Annotated in this window: 17 protein-coding genes; 7 read left to right on the top strand and 10 right to left on the bottom strand. The window is 57.0% G+C overall.

Annotated features, from left to right (window positions below):
- The first annotated feature begins 79 nt into the window (after positions 1 to 79).
- Together polA and LL947_RS12535 are read left to right on the top strand one after the other, a co-directional pair.
- Positions 80 to 2,830, top strand: coding sequence for a DNA polymerase I (gene polA, locus LL947_RS12540; RefSeq protein ID WP_499833395.1), 2,751 nt, complete (start codon positions 80 to 82; stop codon positions 2,828 to 2,830).
- A 145-nt stretch (positions 2,831 to 2,975) separates the two neighbouring features.
- On the top strand, positions 2,976 to 4,544 hold the full coding sequence (locus LL947_RS12535) for an ATP-binding protein (protein WP_499833394.1): 1,569 nt from the start codon (positions 2,976 to 2,978) through the stop codon (positions 4,542 to 4,544).
- A 156-nt stretch (positions 4,545 to 4,700) separates the two neighbouring features.
- On the opposite strand, the gene LL947_RS12530 is transcribed toward LL947_RS12535, so the two are convergent.
- The gene (locus LL947_RS12530; protein ID WP_499833393.1) at positions 4,701 to 5,741 is read right to left on the bottom strand and encodes a Fe(3+) ABC transporter substrate-binding protein; all 1,041 of its coding nucleotides are present in this window, start codon (positions 5,739 to 5,741) and stop codon (positions 4,701 to 4,703) included.
- 149 nt (positions 5,742 to 5,890) lie between these two features.
- On the opposite strand from LL947_RS12530, the gene LL947_RS12525 reads away from it, so the two are divergent.
- Entirely contained in the window at positions 5,891 to 6,160 is a 270-nt protein-coding gene (locus tag LL947_RS12525) for a hypothetical protein (protein ID WP_499833392.1), read from the top strand.
- The gene (locus LL947_RS12520) at positions 6,099 to 7,196 is read left to right on the top strand and encodes an ABC transporter ATP-binding protein (protein WP_290823873.1); all 1,098 of its coding nucleotides are present in this window, start codon (positions 6,099 to 6,101) and stop codon (positions 7,194 to 7,196) included. The genes LL947_RS12525 and LL947_RS12520 overlap by 62 nt, the downstream gene beginning before the upstream one ends.
- A 37-nt stretch (positions 7,197 to 7,233) precedes the next feature.
- On the opposite strand, the gene LL947_RS12515 is transcribed toward LL947_RS12520, so the two are convergent.
- From LL947_RS12515 to dctP, 7 genes are all read right to left on the bottom strand, one after another.
- Positions 7,234 to 8,919, bottom strand: coding sequence for an ABC transporter permease (locus LL947_RS12515; protein ID WP_499833390.1), 1,686 nt, complete (start codon positions 8,917 to 8,919; stop codon positions 7,234 to 7,236).
- A 333-nt stretch (positions 8,920 to 9,252) separates the two neighbouring features.
- Positions 9,253 to 10,620: a TRAP transporter large permease gene (locus LL947_RS12510; protein WP_404414331.1), complete on the bottom strand. Its 1,368-nt coding sequence runs from the start codon at positions 10,618 to 10,620 to the stop codon at positions 9,253 to 9,255.
- A 21-nt stretch (positions 10,621 to 10,641) separates the two neighbouring features.
- Entirely contained in the window at positions 10,642 to 11,217 is a 576-nt protein-coding gene (locus LL947_RS12505) for a TRAP transporter small permease subunit (RefSeq protein WP_290823875.1), read from the bottom strand.
- A gap of 78 nt (positions 11,218 to 11,295) precedes the next feature.
- Complete coding sequence (locus tag LL947_RS12500) at positions 11,296 to 12,411, bottom strand: TRAP transporter substrate-binding protein (protein ID WP_499833388.1); 1,116 nt, start codon at positions 12,409 to 12,411, stop codon at positions 11,296 to 11,298.
- A 771-nt stretch (positions 12,412 to 13,182) separates the two neighbouring features.
- A complete protein-coding gene (locus tag LL947_RS12495) occupies positions 13,183 to 14,511 on the bottom strand; it encodes a TRAP transporter large permease (RefSeq protein WP_499833387.1) in 1,329 nt (442 codons plus the stop codon).
- Complete coding sequence (locus tag LL947_RS12490) at positions 14,508 to 15,011, bottom strand: TRAP transporter small permease subunit (protein ID WP_499833385.1); 504 nt, start codon at positions 15,009 to 15,011, stop codon at positions 14,508 to 14,510. Before LL947_RS12490 ends, LL947_RS12495 begins: the two co-directional genes overlap by 4 nt.
- A gap of 86 nt (positions 15,012 to 15,097) precedes the next feature.
- A complete protein-coding gene (gene dctP / locus LL947_RS12485) occupies positions 15,098 to 16,201 on the bottom strand; it encodes a TRAP transporter substrate-binding protein DctP (protein WP_499834429.1) in 1,104 nt (367 codons plus the stop codon).
- 463 nt (positions 16,202 to 16,664) lie between these two features.
- Here dctP and LL947_RS12480 point away from each other — a divergent pair, with 463 nt between their 5' ends.
- The 3 genes from LL947_RS12480 (at position 16,665) to LL947_RS12470 (ending at position 20,910) form a co-directional block, all read left to right on the top strand.
- Positions 16,665 to 18,776, top strand: coding sequence for a tRNA(Met) cytidine acetyltransferase TmcA (locus LL947_RS12480; RefSeq protein WP_499833384.1), 2,112 nt, complete (start codon positions 16,665 to 16,667; stop codon positions 18,774 to 18,776).
- Between the two features lie 84 nt (positions 18,777 to 18,860).
- Positions 18,861 to 20,318, top strand: coding sequence for an aminoacyl-histidine dipeptidase (locus LL947_RS12475; RefSeq protein ID WP_499833383.1), 1,458 nt, complete (start codon positions 18,861 to 18,863; stop codon positions 20,316 to 20,318).
- Between the two features lie 43 nt (positions 20,319 to 20,361).
- The gene (locus LL947_RS12470) at positions 20,362 to 20,910 is read left to right on the top strand and encodes a DUF1016 N-terminal domain-containing protein (RefSeq protein ID WP_499833382.1); all 549 of its coding nucleotides are present in this window, start codon (positions 20,362 to 20,364) and stop codon (positions 20,908 to 20,910) included.
- Positions 20,911 to 21,086: 176 nt separating this feature from the next.
- Here LL947_RS12470 and LL947_RS12465 read toward each other — a convergent pair whose 3' ends face one another.
- Complete coding sequence (locus tag LL947_RS12465) at positions 21,087 to 21,563, bottom strand: Dps family protein (RefSeq protein WP_290823836.1); 477 nt, start codon at positions 21,561 to 21,563, stop codon at positions 21,087 to 21,089.
- Positions 21,564 to 21,662: 99 nt separating this feature from the next.
- On the bottom strand, positions 21,663 to 22,796 hold the full coding sequence (locus tag LL947_RS12460; RefSeq protein ID WP_499834428.1) for a glycerate kinase: 1,134 nt from the start codon (positions 22,794 to 22,796) through the stop codon (positions 21,663 to 21,665).
- Positions 22,797 to 22,882 lie beyond the last annotated feature (86 nt).

Raw genomic sequence — 22,882 nt, 5'->3', positions numbered from 1 at the left:
AGGTGCTGTTTCCATTCGGCACGGACTGCCGGGCGCGTTATCATGATGGGCATTATTCTCGGCAGATGGATTTCTGGTTATGGCGCGCGCTCCGATTGTGCTGGTGGATGGTTCCTCCTATTTGTATCGTGCATTTCACGCTTTACCGCCTTTGACCACTTCCCAGGGGCAGCCCACGGGAGCGGTCAAAGGGGTACTGAGCATGCTCAAACGGCTGATCAAGGATTATCCTGACAGCCCCATGGCTGTGGTGTTCGATGCACCGGGCAAGACTTTCCGCGATGATCTCTACAGCGACTACAAATCCCATCGCCCGCCTATGCCTGATGACCTGCGCAGCCAGATCAAGCCCTTGCATGCCTGTGTCAAGGCGCTGGGATTACCGCTGTTGTGCGTTGAAGGCGTGGAAGCCGATGATGTGATAGGAACTCTGGCCTATCACGCCACCCAGGCCGGTCGTGATGCGGTGATTTCGACCGGCGACAAGGATATGGCGCAGCTGGTCAACGCGCATATCACCCTGGTCAACACCATGAAGGATGAAACCCTGGATGAAGCGGGTGTGGAAGCCAAGTTCGGCCTGCCGCCTGAGTTGATCATTGATTACCTGGCCCTGATGGGCGACAAGGTAGACAATATTCCGGGTGTGCCGGGCGTGGGTGAAAAGACGGCGATTGGCCTGTTAAAGGGGATGGGTGGAGGTCTCGATACCATCTATGCCGACCTGGACGGCGTCAGGACGCTGAGCTTCCGGGGGGCCAAGACGCTGCCTAAAAAGCTCGAAGAACACCGTGACCAGGCGTTTCTTTCCTATCAGCTGGCGACTATCAAGACCGATTGCGAACTGCCGGTCGGGCTGGATGATCTGGAGATTGCCCAGCCTGACCAGCAGCAGCTGGCCGAGCTGTACCGGGAAATGGAATTCAAACAATGGCTGAATGAGCTGCTCAATGGGCAGGATGAGGCCGTAGAAGCTGCCGTCGAACCGCCTGATGCGTCGCCCATCGCTACCCCCGCTGCCGAACGTCGCGACCGGGTAATTACCGCTCAGGAAGACTTTGACGCCTTGCTGGCGCGGCTGGAGAAAGCCGCGCGGTTTTGTGTGGATCTTGAAACCACCAGCCTGAACTATATGGATGCCGAGATCGTCGGCGTCGGGCTGGCGTTGGAACCAGGGGAAGCCTTCTATATTCCGCTGGCCCATGATTATCTGGATGCGCCTGCCCAGCTGGATCGTAACGCAGTACTGTCCGCCCTGCAGCCCCTGCTGGAACACCCGGATAAGGTCAAGATCGGCCAGAACCTCAAGTACGATATGTCCGTGCTGGCCAGTATGGGTATTCATCTGGCTGGCCCGCTGGCAGATACCATGCTGGCTTCCTACGTGCTGAATGCCACCGCCACTCGCCATGATATGGATTCGCTGGCGCTGAACTACCTGGGTGAAGCCACGACGTCGTTTAAAGATATCGCTGGCAAAGGCGCCAAGCAGCTGACTTTCAATCAGGTTGCCCTGGAACAGGCGGCGCCCTATGCCTGTGAGGATGTGGATATTACCCTGCGTCTGCAGCACGCGCTGCGCCCTCGGGTAGAGGCGGAAGGGCAGCTGGCCAAGGTGCTGGATACCCTTGAACTGCCGCTGGTGCCGGTCCTGTCACACATCGAGCGCAATGGTGTGGCGCTGGATGCCGAGCGACTGCATGCCCAGAGCCAGCAGCTCGAACAGCGGATTCATGCCCTGGAAAAACAGGCCTTTGAGCTGGCCGGGCGGGAGTTCAACCTGGGGTCACCCAAGCAGCTGGGGGAGATTCTGTTTGAGGAACAGAAAATCCCGGTGATCAAGAAAACCCCCAAGGGTGCGCCCTCCACCGCGGAAGCCGTGCTTGAAGAGCTGGCGCTGGACTATCCGCTGCCCAAGGTCATCATGGAACATCGCGGCCTGGCCAAGCTGAAATCCACCTATACCGACAAGCTGCCGCGGCTGATCAACCCAGGCACCGGGCGGGTACATACCAGCTATCATCAGGCAGTAACCGCCACGGGGCGCCTGTCGTCGTCTGATCCCAATCTGCAGAACATTCCCATCCGCACTGAGGAAGGCCGCAAGATTCGTCAGGCGTTTATTGCCCGCCCGGGTTACCGCATTGTGGCGGCCGACTACTCCCAGATCGAGTTGCGCATCATGGCACACCTTTCCGAAGACAAGGGGCTGCTGACGGCCTTTGCCGAGGGCAAGGATATCCATAGCGCAACGGCCGCAGAAGTGTTCGGCACATCACTTGAAAAGGTCTCCGACGACCAGCGACGCAGCGCCAAGGCAATCAACTTCGGGCTGATCTACGGAATGAGCGCCTGGGGCCTGTCGCGTCAGTTGCATATCGAACGTGGCCAGGCGCAAACCTATATCGACCGCTACTTTGACCGCTACCCCGGTGTGGCCCGCTATATGGAACGCATTCGCAGCCAGGCGGCAGAGGATGGCTTTGTCGAGACCGTCTTCGGGCGGCGTCTCTATCTCCCCGAGATTCACTCCCAGAACCGCAACCGTCGCCAGGGTGCTGAGCGCACAGCGATCAATGCGCCCATGCAGGGCACGGCGGCCGATATCATCAAGCGGGCCATGATAGAGGTGGATGCCTGGCTGGCAGAAGGGGAGTTTGATGCCCTGATGGTCATGCAGGTGCACGACGAACTGGTGTTCGAAGTGGCAGAGTCTCAGGTCGATTCTTTTATTGCTCAGATTCAGGCGCGTATGCAAGCGGCCGCCAGCCTCAGCGTACCACTGACGGTCGAAGCCGAAAGCGGCGCCAACTGGGATGAGGCGCACTGAGGTGCTTGACCACGGCCGTATCACAGGCATGTTGATGGGGCTGATGGATGGGAGAGCATTGCCACACACCCCAACCAGCAACAACGCACGTATACGTTTTCCAGCATGCTAGACTGCCATCAACAGGATGATAAGGAAGGCTCGTATGCCATCTGATCAGCGTCGTAAACTCCCTATCGGAATCCAGACCTTCTCGGATATCCGTGAAGATGGCTACTATTACGTAGATAAAACGCCCTTTATCGAGAAGCTGGTCAATCAGAACAAGTACTACTTTCTCTCCCGCCCGAGGCGGTTTGGCAAAAGCCTGCTGCTGGATACCTTACGCTGCCTGTTTGAAGGTCGGGAGGCCCTGTTTGAAGGGCTTTATATTCACGATAAATGGGACTGGCAGACACGCTATCCTGTGGTACGCATCAGCTTTTCCAATGGTGTGGTCACCAGCCGTGAAGATCTGGACGCGAATATTCGCTACCAACTGCAGCAACAGCGCGCCAGTCTGAGGATTGAAGCAAGCCCCCCTGAAAGGATTGCCGACGACTTTGCCAGCCTGCTTGAACATGCTCACCGTGCTCACAGCCAACGGGTTGTGGTACTGATCGACGAATACGACAAGCCCATTCTGGATAACCTGCTTAGCCCTGAACTTGCCCGCGAGCTGCGCGAGGGGCTGAAAAACCTCTATAGCGTACTCAAGGATGCCGACCCTCACCTGCATTTTGTGCTGCTTACCGGGGTCTCCAAGTTCAGCAAGGTCAGCCTGTTTTCGGGGCTTAACAACCTTAACGATATCACCCTGGATGTGCCTTATGCGGCTATTTGTGGCTACACCGATAAGGATATCGATACGGTGTTTGCACCCGAACTCCTCGACCTTGATCGCGAGGCTATTCGCCACTGGTATAACGGCTATCGCTGGGGTGGCCAAAACGTTGACTCGGTTTATAACCCTTTTGATGTACTGTTGTTATTACAGAAGCGCAGATTCAGCCCTTACTGGTTCGAAACGGCCACCCCCACGTTTCTGATCGATATCCTCAAACAGCGCGGTGTTTTTACCCCTTTGCTTAGTCAGTTACAGACCGAAGCTGAACTGCTGGGGCGCTTTGATATCGATCATATCGCCACGGAAGCGTTGCTGTTCCAGACCGGCTATCTCACGGTGCATTCAGTAGAAGAGCCGATGACCGGTTATTGGCTTTACACGCTTGGCTATCCCAATCACGAAGTGGCCACCAGCCTTAACCAGGCATTATTGCCTGCCTTGGGTGTTCAGGAGCCTGCCAGAGAACGGCTGACCCTGTTTCGTGCGTTGCAACATCATGACCTTGGTGCACTGGAAACCCACCTGAAAGCGCTTTTTGCTGGCTTGCCCCACGACGGGTATCGCAATAACCCGATTGCCCGCTATGAAGGCCATTACGCGAGTGTCTTCTACAGCCATTTTGCCGCACTGGGGGTAGGCGTGACGGTGGAAGATGCCAGCCATAAAGGCAAGGTGGACATGAGTGTCGACTTCGGTGGCCACCTCTATCTGTTTGAATTCAAGGTCGTGGAACAGGTGCCTCAAGGCAAGGCGCTGGAGCAGATCAAAGCACAGGGCTATGCCGACAAGTACCGGGCCAGTGGTAAGCCTATTCATCTGGTTGGGGTGGAGTTTTCCAGCATCGAGCGGCAGATAGTAGCGTTTGAGGTAGAGACGCTGACGCCATAAAGATTACGTCGTCATCACTCACAGGGCGCCATCAGGCAAAGGTCAAGGTGAATTTCCGATTACCCCGTTCACGAATGACAATCCCACCCCCGCACACAAAACCGCCCGCAGCCTCAGCTGCGGGCGATTGATTTACCAAGTCAGCTTACGTACAGGTTAACGCCATTCTGCGCGGTCAAAGATGCGGATCGCTTCCGGGTTGTTTTCACCCAGCACGTTGACGTTCAGATCATCTGTATTGAAATCGCCCCAGGAATCAAGCACCGGGTTTTTCTTGACGCCTTCAACCACCGGGAATTCGTGGTTGCCTTCTGCAAAGGCTTCCTGAGCCATGTCAGAACTCAGGAACTCAAGCAGACGAACCGCATTTTCGCGGTTAGGCGCATTTTCAGCGACACCGGCACCGCCAATGTTGACGTGGGTACCACGGCCGTCCTGGTTCGGGAAGATAATACCGACACTGCGCGCGACTTCCCGATCAGCTTCATCATCAGAGTGCAGCAGGCGAACATAATAGTAGTGGTTACCCACGGCCAGGTCACACTCGCCGCTGGCAACACCACGAATCTGGTCGGTGTCGCCACCTTCCGGGTCACGTGCCATATTGTTCACGACGCCCTCTGCCCACTCCTGGGCAGCTTCTTCACCGTGATGCTCGATCAGTGAAGCCATCAGCGACTGGTTGTAGATGTTGTTGGAAGAGCGAATGCAGATCTGACCTTCGAACTGCGGGTCTGCCAGTTCTTCGTAGGTGCTGATCTGGCTGGGGTCGAAGTTGTCGCGGCTGTAGTAGATAACGCGGGCACGCTCACTGAAGCCGAACCACATGCCATCCGGATGACGCATGTTGTCCGGCAGGCGATCATTGAGCACGTCAGAGTCGACGCTCTGGAAAATACCTTCCTGTTCCGCGCGCCACAGGTTACCGGCGTCAACAGTAAGCATCACATCAGCCGGGCTGGCGACGCCTTCACTCTTGATACGCTCAATCAGTTGGCTGGAGCCGCCTTCGATCACATTGACCTCAATGCCGGTTTCGTCGGTGAAGGCTTGATAGAGCGCTTCATCAGAATCATAGTGGCGGGCAGAGTAAATATTCACTTCATCAGCCAGTGCCTGGCTTGCGAAGGCACTGCCTGCGATGACGGCAGCCAAGGGGGCAACAGCGCGAACAGTTTTTACGCCAGCAGTTTTCATCTATCAGCTTCCTCTTATCAGTGAACAGATTGTCAGTGAACGGGGCAAGGAACGATTGGTCGTATTCAATGCCTAATAACTACTGAATGATAATAAGTTGCATTACCAGTTTCGTCAATGTAAGCGTCCTGGGTGGCGACGTCAAGTAAATGAGAAAGAAAATCATCCGTTTTTGTCTTTTGACGATTGTTGCCGCCAACAGGGATAGACTGGCTTATGCTTTAGGAGATAAACCGCTGTATATGCGCATCTGGCAGGTGCATTATGTTCAGATAGAAAATAGAATGAGAATAACTTTCAGTTTTAATACGCCTTTGCATTTTGCAGGCGTTACATTCAACACGATGGCGGAGAGTCATGACGGCAACAGTGAAAGCAGCAGAAATCGCCGCGCCGACAAATGCCCTGGCGCTGCATGATGTGCGTCATTCCTTTGATGGCAACCAGGTTGTCAAAGGCGTGGAACTTGAAGTTGAGCCTGGAGAGGTGGTTTGCCTGCTGGGGCCTTCGGGCTGCGGCAAGACGACTTTGCTGCGTATCGCGGCGGGGTTGGAAGCCCTTCAGGAAGGCAGCGTTGAGCTTAACGGCCAGGTCATTGCCCGGCCGGGTATGCGTCACCTGCCACCAGAAAAACGCAGCGTCGGGCTGGCCTTTCAGGATTCAGCGCTGTTTCCACACCTGAGTGTGGTGGAAAACGTCACCTTTGGCCTGAAGCAGCTGCCTGCAGCAAAACGCCGCCCCAGGGCGATTGAACTGCTAGAGCAGCTGGGCATGGCGGACTACATCGACACCTACCCGCATATGCTGTCTGGCGGTCAGCAGCAGCGTGTGGCGCTGGCACGTGCCATGGCGCCCGGCCCGCAGCTGATGCTCCTGGATGAGCCGTTTTCCAGTCTCGATGCGCGCCTGCGCGATCAGATCCGCGATGATACCCTGCACGTGCTGAAGAAAGTGGGGGCGGCAACCCTTCTGGTGACCCATGATCCGGAAGAAGCCATGTTCATGGCCGACCGTATTGCCCTGATGCGTGACGGTCAGATCATTCAGACCGGAACGCCCAGGGAGCTTTACTGTTCACCCAATGACCCCTTTGTGGTGACCTTTTTTGGTGAGGTCAACGAGCTCGATGGGGTGGTCAAGGATGGCAAGGTGCAAACACCGGTTGGTGAGGTTGAAGCGGGGGGGGTTCCTGAAGGGAGCCCCGCCAAGGTGATGATCCGCCCGGAGGCGCTTCGCATTGTTGAGCGCGACCTGCCGGCAGAGCCGCATGATCACAGCCACGTTATCATGGCCAAGCTGCTGGGACGTACCAGCCTGATACACCTGTGTGCGCACAATAACATCGGCGATGAAGCGCACCTGCATGCGCGGGTCTCCGGGCTTTTCCTGCCCGGGGAAGGTCAGCCGGTGGATATTCACCTCGACCTCTCCCAGGTGTTTGTTTTCCCTCAGTAACGATGCTTGGTGAGTCGTGAAGCGTGAGTCGTGCGGCCTAGTGCCCGCTTCCGGGGCGGGCACGGCGCATGGCCATACTGAGCAGAATCACCGGAATAATCCCGACGACAACAATGGCCAATGAGGACGTGGAGGCTTCTGCCAGGCGTTCATCGGCGGCCAGGTTGTGTGCGCGCACCGCCAGGGTGTCGAAGTTGAACGGGCGCAATATGATAGTGGCCGGCAACTCTTTCATGACATCCACAAACACCAGAATACCCGCCGCCAGCAGGCTGCTGCGCATCAGTGGGGTATGTATGTGTCGCAGGGTACCGCCGGCTGTCTGGCCAAGCGTGCGGGAGGCGGCATCCATGCTGGGCGTGACCTTCCCCAGGCTGGCTTCCACAGCATTGAAAGACACCGCCAGAAAGCGCACCACATAGGCGTAGATCAGGATGAAAGCTGACCCGCTGAAAATCAGCCCGATAATGACGCCATACGTATCCCGGGTCCACAGGTTGATGGTGTTATCCAGCCAGGCAAAGGGAATCAGAATACCCACGGCCACCACCGAGCCAGGAATGGCATAACCCATGGCGGCTATGCGAGAGCTGAAACGGGCAAACGGCGTGTTGTGAATGCGCACGCCGTAGCTAAGTAGCATGGCCATGCCGACGGCCAGAACAGCTGCCAGTGAGGCCAGTATCAGGCTATTGAAGGCAAATTCTAAAAAGCGCGTGCCCAGCAGACTGTCGCCGTCCGTAATGGCCATTTCGAGCAGTATGCCGCTCGGCAGCAAAAAGCCAATCAATACGGGCACAAAACAAAATAACACTGCCGCGGCCGCTCGCCAGCCGTGCAATACATATTCAGGCAGTTGCTGGTAGCGGTTGGTAGTATGAAAGTAGCGCCGCTTGCCGCGGGACCAGCGCTCAAGCAGCACCAGCGTTATGACAAATGCCAGCAGGCAGGCTGCCAACTGGGCCGCCGCAGTGGGTTCTCCCATGCCAAACCAGGTGCGGTAAATACCGGTGGTAAAGGTATCCACGCCAAAGAACTGCACGGCACCGAACTCGTTAAGGGTTTCCATCAGCACCAGGGAAACACCCCCGACCAGAGCGGGGCGCGAAAGCGGCACTGCCACACTGGTAAACAGGTGCCAGGGGCCGCGTCCCAGTGTTCTGCCTACGTCCAGCACACACACCGACTGTTCAAGGAACGACGCCCTCGCCAGCAGGTAGACGTAAGGATATAGCACCAGCGTGATCAGGGTGGCCGCACCGCCCAGTGAACGTATATTGGGGAAGTAATAGTCACCGTACTCCCAGCCAAACATTTCGCGCAGCAGACTCTGTAACGGGCCGGCAAACTGCAGAAAATCGGTATAGGCATAGGCAATCACGTAGGTGGGCACAGCCAGTGGCAGTAGCAGCGCCCACTCGAAAATACGTTTACCCGGAAAGCGGCACATGACCACCAACCAGGCGGTACCGGTCCCGATCAGCAGGGTACCGGTGCCCACAAACAGCACCAGCCAGAAGGTATTGGTCAGATAGCGGGGCAGCACGGTGCTGGCCAGGTGCTGCCATATCCCGTCGGTTGGCATGAAAATATGCGCAAAAATGATGATAACGGGTAGCGCCACCACCAGAGCAATGCCAAACAGAATCAATGACCAGACATTCAGCCGGCTAACCAGACGTTTGAGTAGCGAGTCGAATCCACGATCGGCAGTCTGAGACAACTGTTATCTCCTTAAAGGTATAAAGATGTGAAACGGGTCGGCATTTGCCTGTCACTATCGCGGACTCAGCGAACACAATGACGCTAGACGTGGATTCTGGTGGGCGTCAAAAAAGTCCCTGGCGATTAATGGCAGTAAGAGATTCTGCGGGCACCCGCAATGGCGATGCGAACCAGTATCAAATGCTAATCATACCATCTAGCACCTGACTTAACGATGTGAAATCCATGCGACATGCCGCCACCAAGCATTCTACAGCCTACCATCGATATATTCCGGAAAGTAAAAAGCCCCTTGCTGGGCAAGGGGCTAAGTGCAGACAATAGCGGTTTCTTATCTGCTGTAAACCAGGTTGGGTAACCAGGTGGCCAGCGGTTCAAAGAAGAACACCAGCATCAGGCCGAGAAGCTGCAACAATACGTAAGGAGCGACGCCTTTATAAATGTCCATGGTCTGAATTGAGGGCGGACAGACGCCCTTGATATAAAAGAGCGCAAACCCGACCGGTGGGGTGATAAACGAGGTCTGAAGGCAAATGGCGAACAGAATCGCAAACCATACCGGTTCAACGCCCAGGCTGAATACCACAGGGGCGACCAGTGGCAAAATAATCAGGGTGATCTCCACCCAGTCAAGGAAGAAGCCCAGCAAGAAGACGACGAACAGGATGGTCAGCACGATGCCAGCGGTACCGAACGGCAAACCGGTGACGGCATCGCGGATCACATCATCGCCACCCAGGCCACGCAGCACGGCAGCAAAAACGGTCGCACCAATGAAAATACCGAAAATGAATGCTGTGGTGCGGGTCGTCTGATAAAGCGCACTGGACATGACGTTGAAATTGAGGCGGCGGCTACTAAGCGCCAGCAAGGTGGCCCCCAGTGCCCCGACGGCTGACGCTTCCGTTGTAGTAGCAAAGCCGGTAAAAATCGAGCCGAGGACTGCCACGATCAACGCCATGGGGGGCAGCACAGCAATCAGTACTTCCCACAATGCGCGCGCATTGAGAGGTTCACGATCCTTGGGGGCAGGGGCCAGGTCTTTCTTGAGATAAGCGGCAATCAGGATAAAGGCGATATACATGACGCCGAGCATTACCCCAGGAATCAGTGCGCCCATGAACAAACGCCCGACAGAGGCTTCTGAGGTGCCCAGACGATCCGCCATCAGCACCAGCATGATGCTGGGCGGTACAAGTATCCCCAGGGTGCCGACCGAACAGGCTGTGCCGACCGCCAGCGATTTATTATAGTTGGCCTTGAGCATCGGGCCGATGGAGAGCATCCCCAGCAGGACGACCGAGGCGCCGACGATACCGGTTGAAGCCGCCAGCAGAATACCCACAATCACCACGGTAACGGCATAGCCACCGCGCAGGCCGCCCATAACGCGCACCAGCGAATCCATGAGGCGTTCGGCAATGCCGGAGCGGTCCAGCATAATGCCCATGAAGATAAACAGCGGCAGTGCCACCATCAGCTCATTGGCCACGACCCCGTAAAAGCGCTGGCTCAGAACACCAATGGTGCCCCCCCAGGTAAACCACAGGTTGGCGTCGAAATACTCGACCATAACGTGGCCGATGACAGCGAACAGAAAGCCGATACCGGCAAGCGACCAGGCAACCGGAAAACCCAGTAGCAAAAGCCCCATGAAACTGGCAAACATGCCAAGAACGAGAAGTTCTTCAATACCCATATTAATCCCCGGTATCAGGCGTTAGCGGAAGTCGGTCGGGTGCGTTGGCCGCATTTCCCGAGGAAACTTGAACAGATAGGTGGTACAGCGCAGAAGGCGCGACACCAAAGCAACGCTAATCAGTATCATGCCGATGGGCAGGGTGCTTTTAAGGATGAAGCGGTAAGGCAAGCCACTGGGTGACTGGGAGGCTTCGCCCTGTTCAAAGGAGCGATAAGCGTATTCAATCAACTGTTCGGTAATGAAATACATCAGTGGCAACATCAAAAGCGTGATACCCAGCAATTCCACCCACGCCATCAGACGCAGCGAAAAGCGTTCTCGCAGAACATCCACACGGACGTGATCATCAGTCACAATGGCATAGGAAAGGGTCATGATCATGGTGGCACCAAAAAAATGCCAGGAAAGCTCTTCAAGCGCGATGGAGCCGCGCCCGAGTATAAAACGGCTGAACACGTTGGTCAGGACGACCACGATGGTGACAACCCACAGCCAGGAAAGCAGCTTGCCGGTAAAGGCAATCATCGAATCCAGCCGGAAACTTAATGCATTGGTGGGAAACGTCTTTGACGTATCCTGGGATGGCGTCGACATAGTATCAGTCCCATGTGTCTGAGCATGCACAAAGCCGGAGCATCGTGATGATGCCCCGGCCATTGGTGTCACAGATGGTTAGTCCAGCTGCTGGATGTTCTCGGGCAGGTAATATTCTTTCGGCAGATAGCCTTTGGTGCGCCACTCGCCGTGGATACGCATCCAGTCCTGCTGGCTATCGAGGACGCGACGGAACATTTCGTCTTCCTCTGCGATCTCCTGCTGGACTTCATATGTGATAGAGCGCAGTTCCTGGAGGACTTCTTCCGGCAGAACCTGAGCGTTAACCCCTTCTTCTACGAAGCCCTGCAATGCCAGCGGGTTTTCCCACTCGCTTTCAGACAGGCCGAACAGGGTGGCTGAGCGGCAGCCCATCTCGATCTGGGCGCGGGTGGCATCTTCCAGGCCTTCCCAGGAATCCTTGTTGATCAAGAGGTGAGCCGTTGTAAACGTCTGGTGCCAACCTGGCATTAAATAGTTATTGACGATTTCCTGCATGCCCAGAATGCGGTCAACCGCAGGGGCCGAGAACTCGGTAGCGTCGATGGTGCCACGTTCCATGGCCTGGTAAAGCTCGCCACCCGGCAGCATGGTAACGGACGCACCCAGGCGCTCCATGACGCGGCCACCGATGCCCGCAAAGCGAATACGCAGCCCATCCATCTGGTCAAGCGATTCAACCGGATCGGCAAACCAGCCAGCGGCTTCCGGGCCGATCATGCTGCAAAGCAGCGGGTGCACATTGTAGGGTTCGTAGATTTCCTTGAGCAGCTCGTGGCCATCACCGTGATAGTGCCAGGCCAGATAAGAGGAAGGTTCCATACCGAACGGTGCGCCCGAATATAGCGGCAATGATGGAATGCTGCCCTGGTCATAGCCCACCCAGGTAAAACCGGCCGGGTACTGGCCTTCAGATACGGCATCAAGAATTTCAAACGGAGGAATCAATTCACCTGGCTCGTAGTAGCGCAGGTTGATATTGCCGCCGGATACAGCCTCAAGGCTTTCAGAAAGATGCACAACCGGCGTGCTCAAGCCAACGAGGTTGGAGGGGAACGCAATGGGTACCTGCCAACGAACACTTTCCTGCGCGTTGGCTGCGGTTGCCATTGTGCCCGTCGCCATGATGACCGCGGCGGCGGTGCCGGCGAGTTTGAAACGCATTGATGCTGTGGTGCGGGTCATAATTTTCATGAACCTTTCTCCGCTTGTACTGATTATTGTGTATACAGGCTAGGGCCTGTTGACGTTTCATCGCGAACCGCGTTGCTGCGCCAAAGGGCGTCAGGCAAGGCGCGACACGACGGCAATGGTGGTGCCCTTACCGAGTGGCGCAACGCCGCATGGCGTTCTTTGGCGCGCAACCCGAAGGGACAGGGTCCTTTTGGCACAGCCCTGCGTTGTTCGTCGCTGATTGGGAGCCACCCAACCACGCTCCTCACGCCTTGCTCTGCACCAAAAGGACCTATGTCGCGGCCGTGATGAAACGTCAACAGGCCCTAAACTGCCTTGATGAGGCTATAGCGAGCGATGCAGACGCTCAAGTGACGTTTTCAACACTATTCAACTTGTTGCCCGTATTGAGATAAGCGGATTTTTAACGATCTTCGCTAAAACGCCGATTAAAAGCGTTATAAATACACTGAATATAGGCTAAATGTTGTTATATTGCGTCGTTTGGGGGCTATCCCGAGCCGGCGCATACGCGCAGGCTTTAGACTAATAGATAGTGCTTTTGAAGTTTTTCTTGATGAGCTTACCGTCTGAAAAAAGCCTTTATTGGTCTGACCAATATGGGTTTGAAGGGCGACTTGTCTAATCAGTGGCTGATGCATGATTATTTGTCTGAAATAGAAGCCATATTGGTCTTACCAATTTTTAGTGTGCGGCTCTTCATCGTTCAAAACAAAAACGCCTGCGCTGGAACAGCGCAGGCGTTATGTGACGCTATTTTCAAGCCAGTGACTACCGGCCCAGCAAGAGGGCGGGTAATCCGGTGACAAGGCCAGGAAAGAAAGCCATCAACAGGCAGGCGAAAAGAATGATGGCAACAAAGGGGATGACCGCCTTGTAAAGATCAACAATTTCCACTCCTGGAGGAGCAACGCCTTTGAGGTAGAACAGGGCGTAGCCAAAGGGAGGGGTCAAAAATGAGGTTTGCAGGACCACAGCCACCATCACTACAAACCACAGCACATCAATGCCCATGGACTCAATGATAGGCAGCATGATCGGGAAGCTCAGCAACACGATGCCGGTCCAGTCGAGAAACATGCCCAGGATGAAGACCAGGAAAAGCATCAATAGCAGAGCGCCCACGGTGCCACCCGGCATTGATAACACCAGCTCACTGATGACCGTCATACCGCCGCCAATCGAGAACACCCCGGTAAAGGCCGTGGCACCCACCAGCACCATCATCACCATGGTGGTGGTCTTGCTGGCTGAAATCAGCGTATGAAAGCAGGTGGACAGCTTGCGGTCGCCAAAAATCATGAAGAGTAAAAAGGCAATGAATACCCCGATAGCCGAGGCTTCTGTCGCCGTGGCGACGCCGGTAAACAGTGCCCCCAGTACCCCCAGAATCAGTGACATGGGGGGCAAGACATACTTGGCCAGCATGATCAGCAGTTGCCTGGTGCTCACCTCGGCACGTTCCTGAGCGGGTACCCTGGGGCCATAGGACGGTTTGATAAAGCAGATAATCAGCACATAGAGAGCATACATGGCGCCTAACATCAGGCCAGGCACCAGGGCACCGGCAAACAGAGCCCCCACAGACACCGGTGAATAGCTGGCCATCAGGATCAGCATGATGCTGGGTGGGATCAGGATGCCCAGACAACCGCTTGCCATAATGACACCGGTACTCAGTTCCTTGTTATAGCCGTATTTCAGCATGGGCACCAGAGCAATCATGCCCATGACAGCAATCGAGGCCCCGACTATGCCGGTGGTCGCCGCCAGAAGGACAGACACAATCACCACGGTCAGCGCCAGGCCGCCGCGCAGGTTGGCGAGTAGCAGGCGCATGGCATCAAACATCTTCTCGGTAACACCGGAGTCGTTCAGAAAGCGCGCCATCAGAATAAACAGCGGAATGGCCACCAGGACATAATTATCCATGGCGTTGCCATATACATTGTTGATGATAATACCCAGCGTATTGACCCCCGGCCCAAAGTAGGCCCCGATCACGGCAACCCCACCCAGTACAAAAGCCAGCGGATGACCCATGAAAAGCCCGACCAGCAGGCCGCTGAACATCAGCAGCGTCAGCATTTCAGCGCTCATGCGGGTGTCTCCTTGCGTAACTCAGTGATAGCCCGTAACACGATGGCCAGCGCCTGAAGAAGAATCAGTACGGCGGCAAATACGATCACGCCTTTCACAGGATAAACAGGGATGGATACCATGCCATAGGTCGTTTCACCGCGGCTGAGAGAGCGCTCAAAGAAGTGCCAGCCGTAGGTGATAAGCAGCCAGATAAAAGGCACAAAGAAAATGGCATAACCCAATATTTCAAGCACTGCCTGCTTTCGGCGCGACAGCAGACGCTTAAGCACGTCAACTTCGACGTGCGCGTGATGGCGCAGGCCGTAGGCCGCCATCAGCATGAAGTGGGCGCCAAACAGCATCTTGGTAACGTCAAAGGCCCAGTCGCTGGGGCGGCCAAGAAAAAACCGCATGGCGATGTCATAGAGAACAATAATGGTAATGATCGCCACAAGTGGCGCGATAATCCGCCCTAGTAGCTCATTGAGTGCATCAATGGCTTTTGCGATCGCAAGCATCTGGGGAGATCTCCAAAATAGTGGCAAGAAGGGCAGCCAGACAAAAGTATCCGCCCCGGAGATGACCGGAGCGGATACCCTGAGCCCTACAGGCAGGCTTCAATTTCTTCAAGTGATGGCAGGTTGTCGATCTCGCGGCTCATGTTGAAGGGCACGGTAACATCGCGCCAGTTGGCGTAATGTTCCATGTAGCTGATCATGGAATGGTAGACCTTGGCATGCATCGGGTCTTCGCAGGCACCGCGTAAGATCACTTCATTGGTGGCATCCTGGATTTCCGCCAGGTCTTCCTCGGAAAGGCTGGTGATTTCAACACCATCTTCCTGGAATTTGACAGTCGCATCCGTGGAGGTCCGCTCCGACCAGGCCAGCGACCAGGCCATGGTAGCCTCAGAAGCAATCTTCAGGATGTCCTGGGTTTCTTCGGACAGTTCATCCCAGGCGTCCTTGTTGATCATGACGCCGAACACACTTGCTGACTGGTGCCAGCCCGGTGTTGACCAGTAATCCGCTACCTCGGAGAAGCCCGCATTGTAATCAACGCCGGGCGTCGAGAACTCACCGGCATCGATCACACCACGCTCAATGGCCTGATAGACTTCGCCACCCGCCAGCGTGACCTGAGAGCCACCCAGCATCTCCAGTACCCGGCCCTGGTCACGGCCGGAAAGGCGCAGGCGCTTGCCTTCCAGGTCGGCAATGCTTTCGATCGGCGTGTTACCCATGAACCCCGACTCATTGTTGGTGATCCCGTAGGGCAGGTAAACCATGTTGTAGTCGCCATAGACTTCCTGGTAGAGGTCAAAGCCACCCCATTGCTGAATCCAGTTCAGGTAGTCGACGCCGTTGAACAGGCTGGTGGTGGTGGCCAGTGGCGAAAAAGCCGGACTGCGGCCTGCCCAGTAACCTGGCCAGTCGCCTGCGGCCTGGATGGCGCCGGTTTCGGTGGCATCAAACACTTCGGTGCCAGGCATCAGGGTGCCACCGGCGCGGAAGTTGATCTGTAGGTCGTCACCGGCCAGCTGGTTCACCATATCAACCCAGTGCTGATCGATCTTGATCAGATCCAGGTTGTCCGGCCAGGTGGTGGTCATTGTCCACTGCTGTTGTGCATGAGCGGTTGTCGCCATGGCCGCCATGGCGATGCCAGCAGCGAGTCCAGTGACGGTAAACTGGGTCATTTTGGTCATCTTGATCATTGTTAGCTTCCTGATATGTGTTGGCGTTGTAGCTGTTGTTTTACGACACCGCTGGAGGTGACCCCGATACGCATCAGGGCGCTTGTCTCCAGCATTCAGACTGCCTCTAGCAGGAAAATACAACTGCAAAAAAATATTGCAAGTTAACGTTAACGTAAGCGGCTTATTTTGTCGAACAGCGGCCGGTGCCACAATGCCTCACGCTATCGCCTGGGCGCTGCCTGCCTGTGCGCAGCGGATATCCCGTGTTTTTTTCCATCCGTCGAAGGCCTGGCGAGGCTTGTATGCGGCCACATGGCCCCGGGTTGGTGCCTTGCCTTTGTTGTTAGCATGGCCCGATCGGTAGGTTAGGAATAACACGACTTATTGGTAAACTGAGGCGTTGTCAGCGTTGAAAAGCGTCAAAAATCCACACGAAAGTTGTAGAAAATCGCCATTCAAGGGGGCAGCCGAGATGCGAACGCAGAACGCTCGAATAATGGCGCTGGACGACCTCTTGATGCATTGCCAACGCCTGGAGAGGTATCGCTGGCGACAATGGTTGTGGCTAGCGGGCGACGATGTCGAGCAACGAGCAGTGGCATTATGGCAGGCAAAGGAGTGGCAGGCGCCCTTGTGGGTTGGGCAAGCGGCGCCCTGCCAGCCGGCGATCAATGCCGGGCAGGCACGTACGCGCCTGGGCCAGGAGCACCAGTTGATCATTATTGATACCCGGCAAGGGTTTGATCCGGATGCTGTAGGTGCTCTGGCGGGCACAGTGGTCGCCGGTGGGCTGCTGGTGCTGTTGACGCAGGACGACTGGGCAACAGCCCCCGACCCGGATTATCGTCGTATTGCTGATTATCCTCATGCTTATCAAGGGCTGAGTGCACATTATCTGGCACGCTTGAAACGGCTGCTTTCCAATGACGACAAGGTGATTCGATGGTTGACTGACTCGCATATCGAGCTTCCTCGCCTGCCAGAAATGAGCGCGCAGACACCGCTCCCCGCTGATCTGGACTGCCTGACCCAAGACCAGGCCCAGACGGTGGCCGCGCTGGTCAATCTCAAACGCCGTCGTCCCCTGGTGATCACCGCCGATCGGGGGCGGGGCAAAAGTGCTGCTCTGGGCATTGCCTGCGGACGCCTGTTGGCCAAGGGTGTCGCGCATTTGTGTATCACCGCCCCGCGGCCCGGGGCGGTTCAGCCGGTGTTCGAACGGCTGGCCGCGCTTTATCCTGAGGCAAGCTGGCCGTCAGCGCACAGCCTGCAGTTAGCCAGCGGCCAGCGCGTGCAGTTCATTGCCCCCGATGCACTGACCGAGGCGGTGACCCAGGGCGAGCTGGGCGGGGATGGCAGCTACCTGTTTGTGGATGAAGCCGCCGCCATTCCCGCCGCGCTGCTAGGACGTTGGCTCAATGCTTTTCCACGCATTGCCTTTGCGACCACTGTGCATGGGTACGAGGGCTCCGGGCGAGGTTTTGCGCTGCGCTTTCGTGACCAGCTTAAGCGCCACGCACCACAGTGGCGGAACATCAGCCTTGAAACCCCGGTGCGCTGGAACCCTGGCGACCCATTGGAAGCGACTCTCAACCAGCTTCTGTTACTCAAGGCCGACCTGCCGCCCTGTTCGGCGAATCGCCAATTCCAGTGGCTTTCCCAGGCGGCACTGGGGCGCGATGACGCGGCGCTTGAAGCGCTGTTCGGGCTGTTGGTGCAGTCTCACTACCGCACCACGCCCAGCGACATTCGCCAGCTGCTCGATGGCCCGGCCACCCAGCTGGGTCTGCAGGGCGATCCCACGGCACCACGCGGCGTGGTAGTCACCCGCGATGAAGGCGGCTTTCCTGCTGATCTGGCCGAGCAGGTGGCCCGCGGAGAGCGTCGCCCTCAGGGGCATCTGCTGGCCCAGTCGCTGGCGGCCCATGCCGGCTGCCGTGAAGCGCTGACGGCAAGCTGGCGGCGGGTCACCCGGATTGCCACCCACCCTGAGGTGCGCCGCCAGGGGGTGGCCAGCTGCCTGCTGGCACACAGTGTTGACCAGGCGCGCCGCGATGGCCGCGCGCTGTGTGGGGCCACCTTTGGCGCCGAAGCAGGATTACTGGCTTTCTGGCAGGCGGCCGGGTTTACGCCGGTAAGGCTAGGCATTTCCAGAGATACCACCACAGGCGAGGTGGCGTTGATGGTGGCCAAGGCATTAACCCCCCACGGTGCGCAGGTAATTGCCAGCCTGCGCCAACGTTTGCATGACGGCCTGTTGGCCATGCTGGCGTTTGAGCTTTCCGAGCTGCCGGGGGATGTTGTGGTGCCCTTGCTGGCCGATATGCCGAGCAGGCCCCTGGAACGTCACCACCTTGAGGACATCAGTGACCTGGCCTTTGCTCACCGAGACCCACGCCTGGCACGTGGCGCCTTGCAGGCCTTGGCTATTCATGCGGCTCAGCAGGGGGTTGAAAAAAGCAGGCACGCTGATTTGCAGGGGCTCGCGCGCTGGGCGTTGCAGAATCAACCGCTGGCCAGCAGTCATAAAGCCTCGGTGGCGGCCCTACGCAAGGCCGTCGCGGCCGTGCTGAAGGATGTCTGATCCTGTTTTTGAGCACGTCCCGAAACATTTCCTGATGCCTCAGGGACGTGTAAAGTAGCGCGACTAATCTCACGATGAGTGTTTATGAACGAACATCTGGAAGCATTGACGCCAGCGCCGGTATGGCGCCATTTCCGTACCCTGTGCAATACGCCGCGCCCTTCTGGGGAAGAAGCGGCTCTGGTCGCCCTGCTGGAAGCCTGGGCGGATTCGCTGGGGCTTGCCCATGACCGCGACAGCTTCGGCAATCTGCGCATCTGCAAACCCGCCTCGCCCGGCCACGAAGGCGCCAAGGGGGTTATCCTCCAGGGCCATCTGGACATGGTGGCCCAGGCAAACGCCGGGCATAACCACGACTTCAGCCGCGACCCGATCAGCACCTACGTCAAGGACGGCTGGCTACATGCCGATGGCACTACCCTGGGGGCTGATAATGGCCTGGGCGTAGCCGCTATACTGGCGGTGCTCGAAGATACCCAGCTGGTGCACGGCCCTCTGGAAGCGCTCTTCACCCTGGAAGAGGAAACCTCCATGGGCGGTGCGTTGAACCTGGCGCCCGATTGGCTCACCGGCCAGCGGCTGATCAACCTGGACAGTGAAGAACGCGGCGATGTGTATATTGGCTGTGCCGGGGGCAGCGATGTAGTGGTGGATGCTCAACTGCCCGGCGCGCCGCTGCGTGATGATGAGTGTGGACTGGCCATTGCCCTGACCGGTCTGCAAGGTGGCCACTCAGGGATGGATATTCACCAGCCGCTGGGCAATGCCAACCGCCTGATGATGCGCGTGCTGCGGGAACTCGATGAAATCGGCGCCCGCCTGAAAAGCTATCAGGGCGGCACCCTGCGCAATGCCATTCCCCGCGAAGCCTTTGCCACCCTGGCCCTGCCCGAAGACGCCTGGGATGACGCTCTTGAACAGGTTGCAGTCTTTGAACAGGTGTTCAAGCGTGAACTGGGCAGTGCCGACCCTGGCGTGACCCTGAAAGCCGCACCTACTGACCTGGATGGAGAAGCGCTGAGTCATGATGCCAGCGCCATGCTGGTGGCTACTCTGCACGCCGCGCCTTGTGGGGTGGAAAAAATGAGTGCCGATGTTCCCGGTGTGGTGGAAACCTCCAACAACCTGGGGGTGCTCAGCCTGGAAGACGGGCGCTTTCATCTGTGCGCCCTGGTGCGCTCGCTGCATGACAGCGCTGCCACCGCCATGATTGACCGCTTCAGGGCCCTGTTTGGCCTGATGGGCGCCCGGGTCAAGGCAGAAAACAGCTACCCCGGCTGGGTGCCAGACCCTGACGGCGCCATGCTGGCGCTGTTCAATGCGCAACATAAGGCGCTTTTAGGCTGCGAGCCTCACGTCAAAGTCATTCACGCCGGGCTTGAATGCGGGATTATCGCCAGTAAGTACCCACACCTCGACATGGTGTCATTTGGCCCCTCCATCCGTGGCGCTCACTCGCCGGATGAACGCGTCGAACTCGAAGCCGTCACCGAATGCTGGGCACTGCTCACTTCGCTGCTGGAAGCTGCTGCAAAGGAATAAAGTCATCATGAAAAAGGAAGCTGGCATTTAAAAGAGTTGAACTATGCTGCCTGAACACGACAAGGAACCACAGGGCGATCTCAGCCTCCGGCTGGTGTCTGAGATCCGCGAGCTGGTTGCCACTGCCCGCCAGCAGGTGGTGCAGGCAGTCAACAGTACCATGGTGCAGACTTACTGGCAGATTGGCCGCCTGATTGTGGAAGACGAGCAACAAGGCGACTCCCGCGCGGCCTATGGCAAACAGCAGCTTCAGCGGCTCTCCGGCGAACTGACCCGTGAGTTTGGCAAGGGCTTTGATGTTATTAACTTGCGCAATATGTGGCGGTTCTCTGAGGCGTTCTCAAAACGAGAGACAGTGTCTCGCAAATTGAGCGGGTCACATTATAACCATCTTTCTCGCATCGAAAATGCCAGCGCGCGCCTTTGGTACCAGCAAGAAGCCATTCAGCAGGGATGGAGTGTACGAGCATTGGAACGCCAGATCAGCACGCTGTATTACGAGCGCCTGCTGAGCAGTCAGGATCGTAAGCCATTGAGCTGGCTAACGCCACAGGAGCGAAACGTTATGTGCTGCACGTGCTCAGGTCGTTGACCGATGAGGTGCTGACAACGCTGCGTGAGAATATTCCGGAGCACGAAGTGTTCAGGCGTATTCACGCATCGCGCCTGAAGCATGATCGAGAGCGTTTGACAAAAAAATCAATCAGTTCCGGGCAGAAAACGGCGCCTAAAAGACGCCGTGGTTTATAATCGGGCTGTCAGGATCAATCACTTACCCAGATAGGCCCCCAGCATCCAGACGGTTTTTTCCTGCTCGCGGATGTAATCGCCGGCCTGGGCGGCGGTGCCTTCATCGTCGGCATCCGAGGCCAGTGCCAGCACTTCACGCTGCAGCTCAATCAGCGTCTGGTAGCCGGTGAGCACGCCCTTGACGCAGGTCTGACCGTCGCTGACGTTCTTGTCTTCCTGAATGCTGGACAGCGTCATGTAATCGGAATAGGCATGCACCGGCTGGTGGCCGAGGGTCAGGATGCGCTCGGCTACCTCGTCCACCTTGACCAGCAAGTCAGTGTAAAGCTCTTCAAATTTCTCATGTAGCTGAAAGAACTCAGTACCTCTGACGTTCCAGTGATAGCCACGCACGTTCATATAAAAAACTTGGTAGTTGGCCAGCAGGTGGTTGAGTTTTTCTGCCAGTTGGCTGGCGTTTCCTGAATGTAGGCCAATGCTGTTGGTATCGCTCATGGTATCTCCTTGGTCGTTTTTTTAAGCAATGATGACAATTGAGCGTAAGAGCTGTCTTATGCTTATTACATCTTTACATGCTGGCGTATCAATGGACTTTCAAGGGCCTGCGACCCACAGCCGCAGCAGGCTTTCGCAACGGTCTTCAAGCAGGGAGGCATTCTGCTCCATGGCATCGGCCAGATTCATTGGGCCGTCCGCCAGGGCAAAGGCAGCAGTCACGCCCTGCGGGTATGCTGCCTGCCAGCCGTCACCCAGGCTGCCTGCCAGGACGATCACCGGTTTGCCTGCCTGTTTGGCCGCCCTTGCGACCCCGATCGGCGTTTTGCCCGCCATGCTCTGGCCGTCCAGGCGGCCTTCACCGGTCACCACCAGATCAGCCCAGGCCAGATGTTCCGCCATGCCAGCCTGATCCATGATCAGTTCAATGCCGGGTTTTAACGAAGCGCCCAGAAAGGCGCGTGTCGCGAACCCCATGCCGCCGGCCGCGCCCGCGCCGGGCAGGGCGCGGAGGTCGCACCTCAGGTGTTCAGCGCTGATATCTGCAAAGCGGGCCAGTGCCTTGTCCAGTGTCTCAACCTGTTCGGGCGTTGCGCCTTTCTGGGGGCCAAAGATGGCACTGGCCCCCTGTGGCCCCAGTAAGGGGTTGTCGACATCCACGGCGGCGTCTATTGTCAGGCTTTCAAGACGCCTGTCCAGGCCGCTCAGATCAAGCGTCGCAAGCCGTTGCAGGGCGGTGCCGCCCGGGGGAAGGGGGTCGCCCTGGCTATCCAGAAGCCGGGCACCCAGGGCGCAGAGCATACCGGCGCCTGCGTCATTGGTGGCGCTGCCGCCCAGCAGCAATAACGCTTTCTCAGCGCCCTGATCAAGCGCTGCCAGCAGCAAATCGCCCACTCCACGGGTAGACGTGATACGGGCGTCCCGTTCTGCCCGTGTGAGTTGCTGTAAGCCACTGGCCTCGGCCAGCTCAATGTAGGCGGTGCGCTGAGTATCGAGCCATCCCCAGTGGGCGTTAATAGGGCGACCCAGGGCATCTTCAACCTGAGTGGTCATGCGCTGGGCGCCCGTGGCTGCAAGTAGTGCTTCAAGACTCCCCTCACCGCCATCGGCCAGGGGACAACGGATAATATCTGCGTGTGGAACGGCTTTATGCACGCCACGCGCCATGGCATTGGCGGCAAGTTCGGCACTGAGTGCTTCCTTGTAGCTGTCGGGGCAGAGTAGGATATGCATGATGTCCTTACCGATCAGGTCACTGTTGAGTAGGCTGTAAGGCGATGACAGTGTCTGAGTAACGCCCATATTCGTTGGGAGATCAA

Origin of the sequence: Halomonas sp. BLK-85 (genome assembly GCF_044792155.1) — a bacterium.
Classification (GTDB): domain Bacteria; phylum Pseudomonadota; class Gammaproteobacteria; order Pseudomonadales; family Halomonadaceae; genus Vreelandella.
Note: the sequence above shows the minus strand (reverse complement) of the source record. Positions and strands in the feature narration are given on the sequence as shown.

Coding starts and splice junctions, on each gene's coding strand:
- LL947_RS12475 (WP_499833383.1), top strand. CDS start 18,861: ATGAACGAACATCTGGAAGCATTGACGCCAGCGCCGGTATGGCGCCAT.
- LL947_RS12500 (WP_499833388.1), bottom strand. CDS start 12,411: ATGAAAATTATGACCCGCACCACAGCATCAATGCGTTTCAAACTCGCC.
- LL947_RS12510 (WP_404414331.1), bottom strand. CDS start 10,620: ATGGGTATTGAAGAACTTCTCGTTCTTGGCATGTTTGCCAGTTTCATG.
- LL947_RS12490 (WP_499833385.1), bottom strand. CDS start 15,011: ATGCTTGCGATCGCAAAAGCCATTGATGCACTCAATGAGCTACTAGGG.
- LL947_RS12535 (WP_499833394.1), top strand. CDS start 2,976: ATGCCATCTGATCAGCGTCGTAAACTCCCTATCGGAATCCAGACCTTC.
- polA (WP_499833395.1), top strand. CDS start 80: ATGGCGCGCGCTCCGATTGTGCTGGTGGATGGTTCCTCCTATTTGTAT.
- LL947_RS12525 (WP_499833392.1), top strand. CDS start 5,891: ATGAGAAAGAAAATCATCCGTTTTTGTCTTTTGACGATTGTTGCCGCC.
- LL947_RS12465 (WP_290823836.1), bottom strand. CDS start 21,563: ATGAGCGATACCAACAGCATTGGCCTACATTCAGGAAACGCCAGCCAA.
- LL947_RS12530 (WP_499833393.1), bottom strand. CDS start 5,741: ATGAAAACTGCTGGCGTAAAAACTGTTCGCGCTGTTGCCCCCTTGGCT.
- LL947_RS12480 (WP_499833384.1), top strand. CDS start 16,665: ATGCGAACGCAGAACGCTCGAATAATGGCGCTGGACGACCTCTTGATG.
- LL947_RS12495 (WP_499833387.1), bottom strand. CDS start 14,511: ATGAGCGCTGAAATGCTGACGCTGCTGATGTTCAGCGGCCTGCTGGTC.
- LL947_RS12520 (WP_290823873.1), top strand. CDS start 6,099: ATGACGGCAACAGTGAAAGCAGCAGAAATCGCCGCGCCGACAAATGCC.
- dctP (WP_499834429.1), bottom strand. CDS start 16,201: ATGACCAAAATGACCCAGTTTACCGTCACTGGACTCGCTGCTGGCATC.
- LL947_RS12505 (WP_290823875.1), bottom strand. CDS start 11,217: ATGTCGACGCCATCCCAGGATACGTCAAAGACGTTTCCCACCAATGCA.
- LL947_RS12460 (WP_499834428.1), bottom strand. CDS start 22,796: ATGCATATCCTACTCTGCCCCGACAGCTACAAGGAAGCACTCAGTGCC.
- LL947_RS12470 (WP_499833382.1), top strand. CDS start 20,362: ATGCTGCCTGAACACGACAAGGAACCACAGGGCGATCTCAGCCTCCGG.